This window comes from Sphingobium sp. YBL2 (assembly GCF_000943805.1).
GTDB lineage: Bacteria > Pseudomonadota > Alphaproteobacteria > Sphingomonadales > Sphingomonadaceae > Sphingobium > Sphingobium fuliginis.
Genome location: NZ_CP010954.1, coordinates 2,892,915 through 2,906,758 on the forward strand (window position 1 = coordinate 2,892,915; position 13,844 = coordinate 2,906,758).

At 63.1% G+C, this 13,844-nt stretch carries 17 protein-coding genes; 14 read left to right on the plus strand and 3 right to left on the minus strand.

What is annotated here, in order from left to right; translation table 11 throughout:
* The first annotated feature begins 8 nt into the window (after positions 1-8).
* From TZ53_RS13345 to TZ53_RS13375, 7 genes are read left to right on the plus strand one after another with little or no spacing between them, the layout of a single operon-like run.
* Complete coding sequence (locus TZ53_RS13345; RefSeq protein WP_044661594.1) at positions 9-380, plus strand: hypothetical protein; 372 nt, start codon at positions 9-11, stop codon at positions 378-380.
* Positions 377-916, plus strand: a complete 540-nt coding sequence (locus TZ53_RS25710; RefSeq protein WP_052628208.1) for a hypothetical protein — start codon at positions 377-379, stop codon at positions 914-916. The genes TZ53_RS13345 and TZ53_RS25710 overlap by 4 nt, the downstream gene beginning before the upstream one ends.
* 26 nt (positions 917-942) lie before the next feature.
* Positions 943-1,164 (plus strand): DUF7697 family protein, encoded by a 222-nt coding sequence (locus TZ53_RS13355; protein ID WP_044661595.1) that lies wholly within the window; start codon positions 943-945, stop codon positions 1,162-1,164.
* Positions 1,151-3,715, plus strand: coding sequence for a hypothetical protein (locus TZ53_RS25715; RefSeq protein WP_052628209.1), 2,565 nt, complete (start codon positions 1,151-1,153; stop codon positions 3,713-3,715). Before TZ53_RS13355 ends, TZ53_RS25715 begins: the two co-directional genes overlap by 14 nt.
* Positions 3,712-4,308 carry a hypothetical protein gene (locus TZ53_RS13365; protein WP_044661596.1) on the plus strand — a complete coding sequence of 199 codons (597 nt, stop codon included), beginning with the start codon at positions 3,712-3,714 and terminating at the stop codon, positions 4,306-4,308. Before TZ53_RS25715 ends, TZ53_RS13365 begins: the two co-directional genes overlap by 4 nt.
* Complete coding sequence (locus TZ53_RS13370; protein ID WP_044661597.1) at positions 4,308-4,925, plus strand: hypothetical protein; 618 nt, start codon at positions 4,308-4,310, stop codon at positions 4,923-4,925. The genes TZ53_RS13365 and TZ53_RS13370 overlap by 1 nt, the downstream gene beginning before the upstream one ends.
* A 2-nt stretch (positions 4,926-4,927) precedes the next feature.
* Positions 4,928-5,341: a DUF6950 family protein gene (locus TZ53_RS13375; protein ID WP_044661598.1), complete on the plus strand. Its 414-nt coding sequence runs from the start codon at positions 4,928-4,930 to the stop codon at positions 5,339-5,341.
* A 14-nt stretch (positions 5,342-5,355) separates the two neighbouring features.
* Here the strand turns inward: TZ53_RS13375 and TZ53_RS26830 are convergent, their stop codons facing one another.
* A complete protein-coding gene (locus tag TZ53_RS26830; RefSeq protein ID WP_172668324.1) occupies positions 5,356-5,718 on the minus strand; it encodes a hypothetical protein in 363 nt (120 codons plus the stop codon).
* Positions 5,719-5,921: 203 nt separating this feature from the next.
* Between TZ53_RS26830 and TZ53_RS25720 the strand changes: the two genes are divergently transcribed.
* From TZ53_RS25720 to TZ53_RS13410, 7 genes are all read left to right on the plus strand, one after another.
* Positions 5,922-9,725 (plus strand): phage tail tip fiber protein, encoded by a 3,804-nt coding sequence (locus TZ53_RS25720; protein WP_172668325.1) that lies wholly within the window; start codon positions 5,922-5,924, stop codon positions 9,723-9,725.
* Between the two features lie 20 nt (positions 9,726-9,745).
* Positions 9,746-10,045, plus strand: coding sequence for a hypothetical protein (locus TZ53_RS13385; protein ID WP_157009818.1), 300 nt, complete (start codon positions 9,746-9,748; stop codon positions 10,043-10,045).
* A gap of 61 nt (positions 10,046-10,106) precedes the next feature.
* Entirely contained in the window at positions 10,107-10,598 is a 492-nt protein-coding gene (locus tag TZ53_RS13390; protein WP_044661600.1) for a hypothetical protein, read from the plus strand.
* A 2-nt stretch (positions 10,599-10,600) separates the two neighbouring features.
* Positions 10,601-10,909, plus strand: coding sequence for a hypothetical protein (locus TZ53_RS13395; RefSeq protein WP_044661601.1), 309 nt, complete (start codon positions 10,601-10,603; stop codon positions 10,907-10,909).
* Positions 10,910-10,951: 42 nt separating this feature from the next.
* Positions 10,952-11,368 carry a hypothetical protein gene (locus TZ53_RS13400; RefSeq protein ID WP_157009819.1) on the plus strand — a complete coding sequence of 139 codons (417 nt, stop codon included), beginning with the start codon at positions 10,952-10,954 and terminating at the stop codon, positions 11,366-11,368.
* 156 nt (positions 11,369-11,524) lie between these two features.
* The gene (locus TZ53_RS13405) at positions 11,525-12,211 is read left to right on the plus strand and encodes an N-acetylmuramidase domain-containing protein (protein WP_044661603.1); all 687 of its coding nucleotides are present in this window, start codon (positions 11,525-11,527) and stop codon (positions 12,209-12,211) included.
* Positions 12,208-12,774 (plus strand): hypothetical protein, encoded by a 567-nt coding sequence (locus TZ53_RS13410; RefSeq protein ID WP_157009820.1) that lies wholly within the window; start codon positions 12,208-12,210, stop codon positions 12,772-12,774. Before TZ53_RS13405 ends, TZ53_RS13410 begins: the two co-directional genes overlap by 4 nt.
* A gap of 322 nt (positions 12,775-13,096) precedes the next feature.
* Here TZ53_RS13410 and TZ53_RS13415 read toward each other — a convergent pair whose 3' ends face one another.
* Together TZ53_RS13415 and TZ53_RS13420 are read right to left on the minus strand one after the other, a co-directional pair.
* Entirely contained in the window at positions 13,097-13,399 is a 303-nt protein-coding gene (locus TZ53_RS13415) for a hypothetical protein (protein ID WP_044661605.1), read from the minus strand.
* A 30-nt stretch (positions 13,400-13,429) separates the two neighbouring features.
* Complete coding sequence (locus TZ53_RS13420) at positions 13,430-13,822, minus strand: type II toxin-antitoxin system HicB family antitoxin (RefSeq protein WP_044661606.1); 393 nt, start codon at positions 13,820-13,822, stop codon at positions 13,430-13,432.
* Between the last annotated feature and the right edge of the window lie 22 nt (positions 13,823-13,844).

Sequence of the window (13,844 nt, forward strand, 5' to 3'; positions counted from 1 at the left end):
AGCGCCCCATGGCTGGAAATACGAAGGCGGCGAAGCCCGCCGCCGACACGTCGAAAGCGACAGACCCGGCCGGTACGGCGCAGGATCAGAAGCCCGTCACTGACGCGCTGCCCGATCCTGTCGTCGCCCCCGAACCCGAACCGCTGCCCACGTCGATCGACACCCGCACGCCGGTCGACCTGCGTGCCCGCGTGAAGCTGGTCGACGCGGAAACCGGCGAGACCATCGGAAAGGTCATCGCCGCGGATGTCGTCGCCGGCCAGGTGACCCGCTTCGCCGTGGAAAACGGTAACCTTGTCCGCAAGGATGACCGTTTCGTCACGATCACCGAAGATCGGTCCATCCGCTTCGAATGGGTGGAAGGGGTGCCGGCCGAATGACCGTCGTCATTGATCTTGAAGCTGAACAGGACCGGTCCAAGCCTTGGTGGTTTACCCTCTACCCCGCAATCGAAGCGGAGAAGGAAGAGGATTGCCGCCCGGCCGTGCGGGTGTTGTTCGATCCCATCGGGCGCATCGCCCTTCGGGCAGCGCGCCGCGCCGCTGGCGAGGTGGTGTTGGATGCCGACCTTCCGGATGACGAGAATGCGCCGGTTCCGGCCGACCTGATCGAGATGGCGGGCGACGCTCTCAGCGAATGCCTGCTGATGGCTGGCATCAAGGCCTGGGAAGGCGTGGGCGTGGGCGATACCCCCGTCGAGGTCACCCCGGATCGGCTTCGCCAGTTCCTGGCCGACCCGATGCGGTTCGAACGGCTCGACAAGGCCTATGTGCAGCCCTTCGTGACGAGGGAACTGGAAAAAAACGGATTATCGCCCTTGCCGAATGGAAGTTCGGTGGGGGCGACGCCTATTGCCGCGACATCTGCCAAGCGCACAAGGAAGGCCGGTGCGAAGCGGACGAAGCCGAAGGGGTAAAGGGTTGCCCCTATGCCGAGAACGAAGTGCAGACTGAGGCGGGTGCGAGCGTTTGGGACGTCATATCCGGCTGCGGCCGCCAGTTGCGCGCGCACATGGGCGGACCTTTCGCGCTCGATTTCAGTGCCGTCCTGACCATGGGTCAGGCCCAACAGGCAGACATGAAGATGCTGGCCGAAACGCTCCCCTATGTGGAAGCGGTCGTCCTGGCGCAGTTCGATAAGGAAGACGGGGATGCCGAGGCCTAATATCGCCATCCGCCTCGGGACAGAGGGCGCGGCCGATGTCCGGCGCGACGTCGAGAGCGTCGGCACGGCGAACGAAGCGGCGGCCAATCGCGCCCGCTCGGCTTGGGACAAGGCATCGGCCGACATCGAGGCAGCGCAGCGCCGGCAGGCAGCCGCAGCGGCGAAGATCGCCGCCATCATGCCCCAGACCGCGACCCAGATGCGCATCAATGACGTGGTGGGCACCGGATCGACGCTGAATGAAGGTTCGGCGCGGGTTTCGGCCGCCGCGTTTCGGGAAGCATTGGCGGCGCAGGAAGAATATGAGCGCGGCGCCACCCGGCTTCGCGCGGCGCTCGATCCCGCCTTCGCCGCCCAGCAGCGCTTCAATGCGGAGATCACGGAAGCCCGCACCCTCCTCGCCAACGGCGCGATCTCCCTCGACGAATATTCGAAGAAGCTCTGGCAGGAGCAGCAGGCGCTGGAGGCGGCGAGCGGCAGCCAGGGCCGCATTGCGACGTCTTCGAATGCGATGAGAGCGGGCCTGCAATCGGTGGGGTTTCAGGTCCAGGACTTCCTTGTGCAGGTCAATGGCGGGACGGGCGCGCTGCGCGCCTTCTCCATGCAGGCTCCGCAGTTCATCGGCGCGCTACAGTCGATGGGGTACAATGCCGATAGCAGCAAAGGCAGGTTCGCATCCTTCATGAGCCTGCTGGGCGGCCCCTGGGGCGTCGCCCTGGGCATCGCCATCCCGGCTGCCGCCATGTTGGCGGAAAAGCTACTTGATGGTGGTGACGCCGCCAAGGAGGCGCAGAAGGCAATCGACAAGCATCGCGACGCGGTCGAGGCGCTTAACAAGGCGATGCGTGATTCGATCCTGACGGCACAGGACCGGGCGCGCGCCACCTTTGTTGACGCCGAGAGCCAGCGTCTCATGGCGCTGGCGACCCGCAACACTACGCAGGCATTGCTGGAACAAGCAAAGCTGAAGGCTGAGCAGAAGCGCGACGACGTCAAGATCACGGCGCGCGGCGACGTCGTTAACCCCGGCTTCGTCAGCGCGTCGCGCGAGGTCGAGCGCCTCGCCAAGCTGCTTGCCGATAACCAGGCGGCTCTCAAGCAGCAGACCGAAACCGCCAATATCGCGCAGGGTCAGTATATCGCGCAGATCCTGCGCGACATGAGAACGCCGGCCGGGCGGGTCAATCAGCAGTATGACCAGCAGGTCAACGCCATCATCAAGGCGGGCGGGGACGCGAACAGGCAGGCCGCAGCGATCAACCGGCTGGAGGCCGCGCGCGCCGCGGAACTGAAGCGCATCGATGAGCAGGCGGACGCCTTGCGCAAGAGCGCAAATGCCCGTCGCGACGGTGACACCGCGACACCGAGCCAGGTCAGCAAATTGCTGTTGGAGGCATTCGGCGGGACGATCACCTCCACCACTGGCGGCCAGCATGTGAAGGGCTCCTACCACTATCGGGGGCAGGCGGTGGATTTCGTGCCGACTGGCGGCATGGGCGCGATCAGCAAGGAGCAAATCCGCACCGTGCTGGAAGGCGCGGGGCTCCAGATCAAGGAGTTGCTGGGCCCCGGCGACAAGGATCACAACGATCATTTCCATGTCGCCTGGGCGGGCGGCAAAGGGCAGATGGACAGCGCCCGGATCATGGGCCAGTTGATCGCGGAAGAGGTCCGCAAGTCGTTGGCGCTGGAAAAGCAGCGCAATGAATGGCTGAACGAGCAGGGTCAGCATGTGGGCGAAGGCGCGGCTGCCGCCCTTGGCCAGGAGGGCGAGCGACTTGCCGAAAACCGGCGCGCCATGGCGGAGATGCGCGCCGACATATCCAGCGGCACCGCGCTTCTGAACATCGAATGGCAGTTGCGGGGCAAAAGCCGCGATATTGCCGCCGACATGCTGGAGCTTGAGCGGTATCGCCTCGACATCGCTCGACAGTTTCCCGACGCGACCGCCGCCCAGGTCGCGGAGTTGCTCGCGGCGAAAAAGAGCCAGATCGAAATGAACCGGCTGCTCGAAGACTTCGGTCGGGACTGGCAGGAGGTTAGCGAATTTGGGCGCGGGTTCGTCGATACCGTCCTGTCTCCATCGACATGGGATAGCTGGGGCGGCGCGGGCAAGACCATCCTGCGCGAGCTTCAGGACGAAATGATGAAGCTCGCGATCGTCAACCCGATCAAGAATTTCCTCTTCGGTGACAGCCTGCCCACGCTGGGATCGGTTCTTGGCTCTTTTGGGAAGAAGCCCGGCAACAATGCGGTCGGCACCCCCTATTGGTCCGGGGGCATGACCTATGTCGGGGAGCATGGGCGCGAGCTGGTCGACCTTCCGCGCGGGTCTAGGATCTTCACCGCCAACGACACGCGCCGGATGTCTGAGCAGAGCGCGCCGCACGTGACGTTCGAGGTCCGACCGCTGAAAGGCGATGTGTTCAATGCGGAGGTTGCCGTGATTTCAGACGTCCGCGTCGCCCAGGCCGCGCCGATCATTGCCAACGGCAGCAGTCAAGGCGCTCAGGCGGCGATGCAGCGCCGCGCGAATAGGCGGCTTGCATGATCGTTCTTTCGCCCACGACCCTGCCGGCGAGCGTCACGCCCTCCTTCATCGATAACGGCGGCACCATGCGGAGCGCCACCAATTCGAAGGGCCTGCGCCTCAATCGTCTCGGCAACCACTTCCGCGCCGCCGTGACGATGCCGCTCAGCCGGGCGGACAATGCCGCCAGCCTGATCGCGGACCTGATCGCCGCGAAGGAGGAAGGTCTGCGCATGGCCTACCCCCTCCAGGGGGTGGATCAGGGCAATCCCGGCGCCCCTGTGGTCGACGGCGCGGCCCAGGCTGGCAAGACGCTCAACCTGCGCGGCCTGACGCCGGGCTATGTCGCCCGCAAGGGGTTCTGGGTTTCCATCGTCAATACGGCAGGCCAACATTTCCTGCACAACGTCAGCGCGGAAGCGACGGCGAATGCAGGCGGCCTTCTCGCCCTGCCGATCAATCCCATGCTCCGCTATGCCTTTGCGGACGGTGCGGCGGTCTTCCTCGCCCAGCCGATGATCGAAGGCGAGATCAGCGGCAACGAGCAAAGCTGGCAGATTGTTCGCGGCGGTCGGATCACGGGGCTCGCCTTCACGATCGAGGAAATGGGCTGATGGACCGCGTCCTCCTTTCCGGCCTCATGAAGATCGAATTGCGCGATGGGCGCATCATCCGCCTCTGCGACGGCGGATTCGTGCTGTGGGGCGAGGAAATCTACCGATCCTCCGACACGCAGTTCGGCATGATCGGAGCGATGCAGGCGATGGAGGAGGGTGTGGGCGACGAGGTCCCCGCCTTCCAGATTACCTTTCTCCCGGTCAGCACGGCGGCGGCGGCGGACCTGTCCGCGCCGGGCATGCAGGGATCGCGCGTCAGGATTTGGATCGCGGAGATCAACCCCGACAGCGGCCTGATCATCGGGACGCCCGATCTGCAATTTGACGGGATGATCGACCGCACGGTCCTGCGCGTGGGCGTCCGGAAGCGCGAACTCGACATCGAGTTCGTATCGACCTCCGAACGGCTGTTCACGATTGTGGAGGGGAACACTTTGTCGGCCGCGTTTCACAAGTCCGTCTATCCCGGTGAGTTGGGCGAGGACAACGCTACAGGCCTTGGCGTCGGAGTGGCTTGGGGTGCCGAAGCCCAGCCAGGCGGAAACTCGCAAACGGTCTGGTCGAACATCGCGGCCCAGATCTCTAACGCGGGGTCTATCAGGGATCGTTTTTAGCCATGAGCGAACTAATCCGACGGGCGGAGGCAACCCGCCGCACCATCAACAAATATCGAGCCCGCCCGTTCGACTGGAAGACCCGTTCGACCTGCATCCACATGGCGCGCAGCCATTTGCGCAACATGGGGCACAAGCCGCCGTCGGTACCCGATTTCCGCTCGGCCGTCGGCGCCCGCCGCGCGTTGGCGAAAACCGGGTTCGACAGCCTGACGGCGCTGCTCGACAGCCTGCTCCCGCGCATCGCTCCTGCCGAAATGCTGGTGGGCGATATTGCCATTCTGCCCGGAGACGAAGGGATGGAGGGTATCGTCATTTCGGCAGGGGGGAAGCTGATCGGCTATAACGAGGATGCGCCAGACGGCGTTAAGCCGCTGATGGCGCTGGTCCCGCTCCCTGCCGCGTGGCGGGCGTAAGCTATCAGCCCTCGCTACTGAACGCATGGGCGAAGCATTGTATTGTATGCTTCGATGTCCTTCTGGGTACGCTTCTTGGCGCGAGAAAAGAATTTTACCCGCCTGTATTCTCCTTCGTCCTTAACTTCCATGACCGCTTCAGTGACAGGATTTGAATAATAATACCATCCGACTGAAACGACCAAACCATTCTCAATTACCATAGTATTAACTGTGGCGCTTTTCTGTCTGCTCCATACCTCAGACACGCAGCCGGCGACCTGATTTACTGTTTTGCTGGACTGAACATCAACGACTGGCGGGCGATCTCTTAATTCACCGACCGTCGCGCAAGATGTCAGCGCGCAGCCCGCCATAAAAATCCCGAATCTCTTCATAAATCCTCCCATGGGGCCGCCACCTTATGTCCAAGACGCTTCGAACTGTAGCGGTAATTGCTGGCGCGGTAGCGATCGTTGCCGCTACGGGCGGTGCCGCTCTCGGAGCATTGGCTCCGGCCGGTATGGCCGGGACTGCGACTGTGGCGGGTGTTTCTGCGGCAACCTTGACGACCGTCGCGACCGTCGCGTCCGCTGTCGGCATGGCCGCCTCGATCGGCGCACAGATCACGGCGAAGAAGCCGCCGGCGCGCGGCACGGTCAACGAGGTCATCATCTCGGCCGAGCCGCCAGCACCCTACCTGATGGGCCGGACCTATTCCGGCGGCGTTCTGCGTCACGACGTCGGGTACGGTGCGACGCTCAAGAAGGTGCCGAACCCCTATCGCGGCCAGGTGATCGAATATTCGGTTGCCGGCCCCTGCGACGGGCTGGAAAATACTTATGTCGACTATACCATCGTGCCGTTCTCCGGTGGTGCGGCGACCGGCTATTATAACGGCTATCTCTATCGTGACGTTCGCGTCGGGCTGGCGACTGAAACCGCACTGACCCCGCATTTCGCGGGAATGCCCAACTGGACCGCGAACCACAAGCTGTCGAGCAAGGCGGCGATCCTGCTCAACGGCAAGTTCGACAAGGACGGCAAGCGGTTCGCGTCCGGCTGGCCCGCGACCGGCGCCGTCTGGCGCGGCGTCAAGACCTATGATGCTCGGAAGGACAGCACCTATCCCGGCGGGTCCGGCTCCCACCGCATCAATGATGAGGGCACCTGGGAATATTCGGAAGATCCGGGCCAGCACGCGCTCGCCTATGCGCTGGGCAGATTCCGCAACGGCAAGAAGGTGTTCGGCGTCGGCCTGCCCGTCGAGGGCATCATCATCGAGCATTTCGTTGAACTGTCCAACGTCTGCCAGGCGAACGACTGGAAGGTCGGCGGCGTCATCTATGAGCCCGGCGACCGCTGGGCCAATCTCAAGCGCATTCTTGAGGCGGGCGGCGCGGAACCGCTGTTCATCGGTGGGAAGCTCGGCCTGCGCATCAATGCGCCGCGCGTTTCGATCTATGACCTGACGGCCGGTGATCTCACTGAGGATGACGCGGAAATCCCGGCAGCCAAGACGTGGCGCGAACGCCGTAACGGCATCCGACCGAAGTACAGGTCCGAAGCGAACAAGTGGACCTATGTCTCTTCCGACCTCGTATCCGTCCCGTCGTACATCGCGGATGACGGCGAAGAGAAGTTCGAGGAGTTGCAGTGGGACCTGGTCCAGAACAAGGATCAGGTCGCGAAACTCGCTGCCTACCGGCTGGTGAATGGCCGCGAGATCGGGCCGATCACGCTCGTCTGCAAGCCGCACATGCGTGCCTTTGGCCCCGGCGACATGATCACGCTCAACCTGGGCGCCGACCACGCGCTGAGCGGCATGGATGCTGTCATCCTGAAGCGCAGCGTCGATCCGGGTTCGATGAAGGTCACCTTGACCCTCGAAACCGAGACGCCGGGCAAGCATGATTTCGCGCTCGGCCGGACCGGCACCGCGCCGCCGGCGCCAGCACTCGCGGCGACCGAAGACAAGGACGTCATCGCTGCCGAGGTCATCAAAACAGATGAAATCCCGTGGACCGGGGTTCTGGACGATGATCCGGAGCATCCCAAGCCGGAGGATGGCGCGACCGTTGGCATGACGGATGCGGAGGCTGTCGCCTTTGCCCAGCTCGAAAGTGATACCGCCGCCGCGCAAGTCGCGATTGCCGCCGCCCAGACCACCATCACCAACATGCAGGCCGACGCGGCGGCGGTGCAGGCGGCGCTGACACAGGCTCAGAACGACATCCTTGCGGCGCAGGATGACATTCTCGCCCAGGGCGGCGACATCGCCACGATCGAGACGACGCTCGGCAACCAGGGCGCTTCGATCACCAGCCTGCAAACGACCGTCAGCAACCATGCGGGGCAGCTCTCGACGCTGACCAGCACCGTCAGCACGCAGGGTGCCACGATCATCGCGAACAGCACGGCGATCACAACCCTCACCGGCAATCTGGCAGAATATCAGCTGCGGCTCTCCACCAACCGCCCGAACCTGCTTCCGAATGGCAGTGCAGAGGCCGGGTTGCGCGGGTTCAGCGGACCTGCCGATTGGACCTATGTGGCGACCAATCCCAATGGTTCCTACTTCCTTCTCGGAGGACCGAGCACCGGTACATTCGTCCTGGCCAGCAGCAACATTCCGCTGGGGGCCGGCACCTATACGCTCTCCTACGAAACCAGCAACACCGGCAATCCCAGCGCCTATTGCGACGTTCTCTGCTTCGATGCCGGTGGAGCCCTCATCTTGGACGGAGGGCAAAATGCGATCATCGGCTCCTCGTCGTGGGGCGACCGCGCGGCCCGCGCATTCACCTTCACCGCACCCGCTGGTACCTCCTACATCTGGGTTCGGCTGGTGGGTGAAAAGTCAGCCGCTTCAGACCGCGTCCGCATAAGGAGGATCAAACTAGAAACGGGTTCGGCGTGGTCTGATTACAGCAACGAAGCATCCGTCGCACAGAGCTTCGTCGCACTCACCACCGCTGAAGGGTCGCTGGCATCTCTGACCACGACTGTAAGCACCCAGGGCGCCACGATCACCAGCCAGCAGACGGCGATCACCAATCTGACGACCCGCACTGCCACGCTCGAAACGACGGTCAGCACGCAAGGTTCGTCCATCACCACGATGCAGACGGCGATCACGACGTTGCAGGGCAATCTTGCGACGCTGACAACCACCGTAAGGGCAGGTAAAAACCTTTGGAACAACGGCGGCCCAGACAATGGAACCGCCGGATATATTGATGCATCAAACTGGACTCTCACGAGCGGCTATGGCTGGGGCAGCTTCTTCTTAGCGAATGTGAACGGCACATATGCTTTAGCGACCTCCGATATTCCAGTAACAGCTGGCGTAACGTATTCGTGGTCCGCAGATTTATCGTACTTCTCCGCTGCTGGATCAGCGATGTCTATCGACATATTGTGGTACAACTCATCCGGAACTCTCATTCTTGATGGTGCTAATGTTGCCAAAACGCCAAACCAAGACTTTGGCGTCTCCAGAACATCTGTAACGGAAGTCGCTCCGGCGGGGGCTGTCAATGCGAAGGGGCGCGTTATTGCGACCCGCGTTACGGGTTCCCAACACGGCGCCAGAATGCTCAAGTTCGAGCAGGGAGATCCATCGATCTACACATCTGACGCTGCAATCTCGCAGTCTTTCCAAGCCCTCTCCACCCTAACTACCCAATACGCCTCCCTCTCCAGCACCGTCAGCACCCAGGGCGTGACGATCACCAGTCAGCAGACGGCGATCACCACGATCAATGGGAACATCACGACGCTCTTCGGGCGCTGGGGCGTCGAGATTGACGTCAACGGCTATGTGAGCGGCGTGACGCTGAACAACAACGGCAGCCGGTCAGACTTCATTGTGCGTGCAGACCGGTTTGCCGTGACGTCGTCATCTGGTTCCGGCACCGCATATCCGTTCGAAGTCGTGGGCGGGGTTACGCGCATCAAAACGGCCGCAATAGGTGACGCGACGATCGACACGCTGAAGGTCGCTAACGGCGCCATCACGAATATTACCTACTCGACGGGCACCAACACAATGACCACCGGCTATGCGGTCGTGGCCTCCGTTACCATGACACCGGTGGCCGGAACATCGGTGCTGAAGGTCGACATCGCTGGTGTTTTCCAGACAGGGCTGGGGGCGACCGGCGGTACGCAATATGGCTACATTCGCGTCAGACGCGGCGCGAACGTAATTGTGCCGGAATTCAAAGCGGCAACCGGTCAGGGCGTTGCCGCGAACTTCTCCTACTTTGCGATCCTCTCCGGAATCACTGGCGAGCAGACCTTCACCGTTGAGGGCCGCAACCAGTTGGTCACCCCTGCGCCGCCGACGGGCGAGCCCAGCACCGTCCTCGCGACCATTGCCGTCACCGAGTTCAAGAAATGATGTCAGCCCAGGAGATTACCATGCGAGCTATCTTGTTTGCCGCCATCGCCATTGGAGCGCTGTGTGCGTCGACGTCCAATGCCGGCGCCCCGCGTGAGCAGTTGATCATCGTCGACAACAGCGAAGTCTGCGGCCCGGCGCGCCTCGCCTATCACAAACGTCAGGACGCTGAGCGCCAGGCGGAGCGCATTGCGCGTAGGATCGAGCGGGAGCAGGGGATCACGACCCGCATCGTCGTTATCCACCCCGGTCAGTTCTTCACCACTTGGAAACGCGAGAGCGCAAATCCGCTGCCCGTCTATCTCAACACGCCCCGCTGACCGACGCGATCATGATCAGCCAACCCGACGCCCCCATTCCGACTTCCAAAAGGAGCACCCTATGCTGCATCTGAAAACAGCCGCCGGCGAGCGGCTGGAAATCCCCCCGTTCGCCATAATCGCCGTCATGCGCCCCTGCGACGGCGTGAACCCCGCGGCGATCATCTTCGACATGGGCGACGGTCCGCAGGTCGACCAGCTCGCGGACCAGTACGGCTTCGTGAAGAAGGCCGCTGTCGACAGCATGGCAATGGTGAACCCGATTGAGGTCCGCATTCTGGAGCCGGTTCAAATCGGCGAGGGCGACGACGCGATGATCGGCTTCAAGGAGGGCCGCATGTTCTTCTCGCGCGCCCGGATCATCGGGCGTCGCGAGGTCGTGGGCGATCAGCATGGCGTCAACGCGAAGCTGTTTGTCGACCTGCTCGGCAAGCCCATGGCGATCAGCGTCGCGGATACGTTCGATGAAATGGACGGCGTCGAGCGGGAACCGCGGAAGTCGGCGCGCAAGGTGAAGCCCGCCAACAAGCCCGCCCTCACTGCTGGAGAATAACGATGTCAGAATCCGCCCCCACCCCCGCCGAACTGCTCGCCCAGCGCGACGAGCTCGACCGGCAGATCGCTCTCGCCAATCTGGCGGGCCTCAAAGCGATGCAGGCCGCGCTCAAGGCTGGCAAGGCGGGTACGCTCGCCGCCGATCTGGAAGCGATCCTGCCCCAGCTCGCGCCCGCGTCGGAACTCGGCTCGCCCTTCAACCAGGCGATGGGCGTGATTACCGTCATGCGCAATGTCACCGACTTCTTCGACCGCGAGGTTGCGCGGGTCGAAGCAATGACCGTCCCGCCGGGTGACCCCGAGGCGTAACCGATGCACGGCGCCAGTCTCACACAACAAGGAACATCGGCAATGACGCCAGGGGTTGAGGCGTTGATCGCCAAATATGGATGGATCTGGGTTGGCCTGACCTTTGGGCTGGCCGCGAAATATGCGCTGCTGATCAAGCGCGGAGTGAAGATCAAGGCGTGGCTGGTCATCGCAGACATTCTGCTGCTGCCGATGGTCGCCCTGATAGCGTTCTGGATCGTCAAGCAGGCGGGCGTGGACGGGGAAGGGGCGGCGCTCCTCACTGCGGCTGCAACCGTCGGGGCCGACCGCGTCGTCAAGCTCTATACCGACAGGTTCCTGCGCCAGGTGGACGCCGCCCTCATGGAGACGGTCGTGCAGCGCAAGGCGGCGATCCGGGAAGAGGTGCAGACAGAACTCAGCGGCGCGCGCGTGGTGAACGACATCGCGAAGGGGAAGCGCCCGATCGGAGACGAGTGAAGAAGGATGGTCCCCGCTCCGGGAGGGACAAAAGGGGGGGCGACCGTGCCGGAGCGGAGTAGACCCTGAATAGGGCAATCCAGAGCACAGGAATATCCGGGAAAACACCAACTCCACGCGGGCGCTTACGAGCGCCCTTTTTCATGGGAGAAAGACATGGATCACGCGCAACTTCAGCGCCGCCTCTTCTCGTTGGGCGTCTATAAAGGCGCCATCAACGGCACCTTCGATGCGCCGACCCGCGCCGCCACCCTCAAGGCGCTGACCGACGGTCCCGATTACGAGATCACTGCCGATGACGTCGCAGCCGCTGCCCGCGACATCAAGGTCGAACCGGCGACGATCTGGACCATCTATGACGTCGAGGCTGCGGGTGATGCCTTCATCGGCGGGCGGCCCACGATCCTGCCGGAGCCGCATCGGTTCAGCCGGTCGACCGGGCATCGCTATGACGCGAGCCATCCGCGCATCTCTTCCCGGACATGGAACCGGAAGCTCTATCCCGGCAGCCAGGCGGCGCGCTGGGAAATGCTGATGGACATGGTCGCGCTCGACGTCGACGCGGGGTTCATGTCCGCCAGCTATGGCGCGTTCCAGATCCTGGGCGAGAACTTCGCCACCTGCGATGCGCCGGACCCATGGTCCTTCGCGTGGCGGCAGTCCCGGACCGAAGGCGATCAGCTTGACGCCTTCATCCGGTTCGTGAGGGGGAAGGGGCTGGTCGGCGCCCTCCAGCGCCGTGATTGGGCCGCTTTCGCGAAGGGGTACAACGGCACCGCCTACCGCGAGAACAAATATGATGAGCGGCTCGCCGCTGCCTATGCGAAGCGGAGGGCGGCATGAGCTGGGCCACAGCATTGGGGCTCGCCCGCCGCCTCTGGTGGGTGCCCGTCCTCATCGGCCTTGTGGTAGCCCTCGCCCTGACATCGATGAAGGTCGATGTCCGCACGGCCGAGCGGGACAAGGCCCGGACCGACCTCAGCGCCGAACAACAGGCCCACAAGCAGACCGTCGCCAACTATCGCGCCGCCAGCGCCGAAGCGCTGCGCCAGGCGGCGGAGAATGTGAAGCGCGTCAAGGCCGAACAGGCCGCCATCACCGAAAGGAAGATCAATGACCTTCAGGCTCGTTATGCCGCTGTTGATGCTCGCTATGAGCGCGTGCGGGCAGCGCTTGCCGCCCGAACCGATCTCCGCAGTTCCGAAACAGCCCCCGTGTCCGTCGCCAGCGAAGCCACCTGCCGAGCTTATGGAGGAACCAGTTGTGACGGACTTCTTGCCAAGCTCCGGATAGCCGAGCGGCAGGCGTGGAACCTGATCAAACTTCGGGAATGGGCAGCAGAGCAGGCGGCGGTGAAGGTGGAGCCGGAACCGGCCACAGGGCTTGGCTCAGAGATTAACCCTTGATATGCCGCCGCTTCTGTCCAAAGGGGGCGGAGGGCGGCTCCGTGGTGCTTGGCGTAGCATGGGGTCGCCCAACGGGTGCCTGCCTGCCTCAAGCAACGCCCCCCGGTTTTTCCGCCTCTGTCCAATTTTTCCAATCCGAATCGGATCCTGTCGGGGCACATTTGAAGCGTGCGACCCGAAGGCTCTTAACTCAGCCTTCTCCTGGCCCGGTGGCTGATGCTGCCGGGCCGTTTTTCTGAATTGTCAGGCTGGTCGCCTCGCCCCATAGGTTTGCGTGGCTGAAAGCCGGGGCGAGGCATCGCGATTACGCACAGGGCCGTAATCAGGTTCCGGCCGGCTTCTCGTCGCCTTCGTCCAGCATGGCGTCGATCATCGATTGCCAATCTTCAATGACCTTGTCGTTGAACCCGAGGCCGCCTTCGCTGCTGGCATAGATCATGGCTTCACTCGGCTCCCGGATCGCTGCGAGGACGGCACGCACCATCGCCTTTGCATCGATCACGCCATTGATAGGCACAGAGCGAAGGTTGTCCGGTTCGCCGCCCACGTACGCGCCTTGCTCCTGGGCAGCATCGATAATGGCGCGGGAAGCGCGCTCAATCGGGATCATGTCGATCGACGTCATAGCTCGAACTCCTGAAGCCGCTCCCGAGGATCAATGGCGGCCTTCGATTTCGTTCCGGGCCGCCTCGGCCATGAACGCGCTGCGGGTCAGCTTCCGAAGCGCTGCCGCCTGATCGATGGCGTCGAGCATGCCCCGATCCAGCGACAGATTGACGCGGGCCAGCTTGTTGGCCGATGTGATGCGCGGAACGGCAAGAAGGAAGGCGCCCTGCGCCAGATCCTCTTTCACCGCTTCGCGCACCTGATCGACCGGGCGAGGATCAATTTCCTCCGCATCTTCGAACCACAGTTCCAGCGCCTCCACCGCATTGGGGAGTACGTCTTCCTGACGGTCGGCCGCCGAGAAGCAACCCGGCAGATCGGGAAAGCTGACACCAAAAGCGCTGTCCGCATCCTTGTGAACGATGGCGTAAAAATATTTCATGACTTTGCCTTTCCGGGGCGGC

Coding starts and splice junctions, on each gene's coding strand:
- TZ53_RS13375 (WP_044661598.1), top strand. CDS start 4,928: ATGAGCGAACTAATCCGACGGGCGGAGGCAACCCGCCGCACCATCAAC.
- TZ53_RS25710 (WP_052628208.1), top strand. CDS start 377: ATGACCGTCGTCATTGATCTTGAAGCTGAACAGGACCGGTCCAAGCCT.
- TZ53_RS13370 (WP_044661597.1), top strand. CDS start 4,308: ATGGACCGCGTCCTCCTTTCCGGCCTCATGAAGATCGAATTGCGCGAT.
- TZ53_RS13420 (WP_044661606.1), bottom strand. CDS start 13,822: ATGAAATATTTTTACGCCATCGTTCACAAGGATGCGGACAGCGCTTTT.
- TZ53_RS13345 (WP_044661594.1), top strand. CDS start 9: ATGGCTGGAAATACGAAGGCGGCGAAGCCCGCCGCCGACACGTCGAAA.
- TZ53_RS25720 (WP_172668325.1), top strand. CDS start 5,922: ATGGCCGCCTCGATCGGCGCACAGATCACGGCGAAGAAGCCGCCGGCG.
- TZ53_RS13415 (WP_044661605.1), bottom strand. CDS start 13,399: ATGACGTCGATCGACATGATCCCGATTGAGCGCGCTTCCCGCGCCATT.
- TZ53_RS13400 (WP_157009819.1), top strand. CDS start 10,952: ATGACGCCAGGGGTTGAGGCGTTGATCGCCAAATATGGATGGATCTGG.
- TZ53_RS26830 (WP_172668324.1), bottom strand. CDS start 5,718: ATGAAGAGATTCGGGATTTTTATGGCGGGCTGCGCGCTGACATCTTGC.
- TZ53_RS13385 (WP_157009818.1), top strand. CDS start 9,746: ATGCGAGCTATCTTGTTTGCCGCCATCGCCATTGGAGCGCTGTGTGCG.
- TZ53_RS13410 (WP_157009820.1), top strand. CDS start 12,208: ATGAGCTGGGCCACAGCATTGGGGCTCGCCCGCCGCCTCTGGTGGGTG.
- TZ53_RS13390 (WP_044661600.1), top strand. CDS start 10,107: ATGCTGCATCTGAAAACAGCCGCCGGCGAGCGGCTGGAAATCCCCCCG.
- TZ53_RS13395 (WP_044661601.1), top strand. CDS start 10,601: ATGTCAGAATCCGCCCCCACCCCCGCCGAACTGCTCGCCCAGCGCGAC.
- TZ53_RS25715 (WP_052628209.1), top strand. CDS start 1,151: ATGCCGAGGCCTAATATCGCCATCCGCCTCGGGACAGAGGGCGCGGCC.
- TZ53_RS13365 (WP_044661596.1), top strand. CDS start 3,712: ATGATCGTTCTTTCGCCCACGACCCTGCCGGCGAGCGTCACGCCCTCC.
- TZ53_RS13405 (WP_044661603.1), top strand. CDS start 11,525: ATGGATCACGCGCAACTTCAGCGCCGCCTCTTCTCGTTGGGCGTCTAT.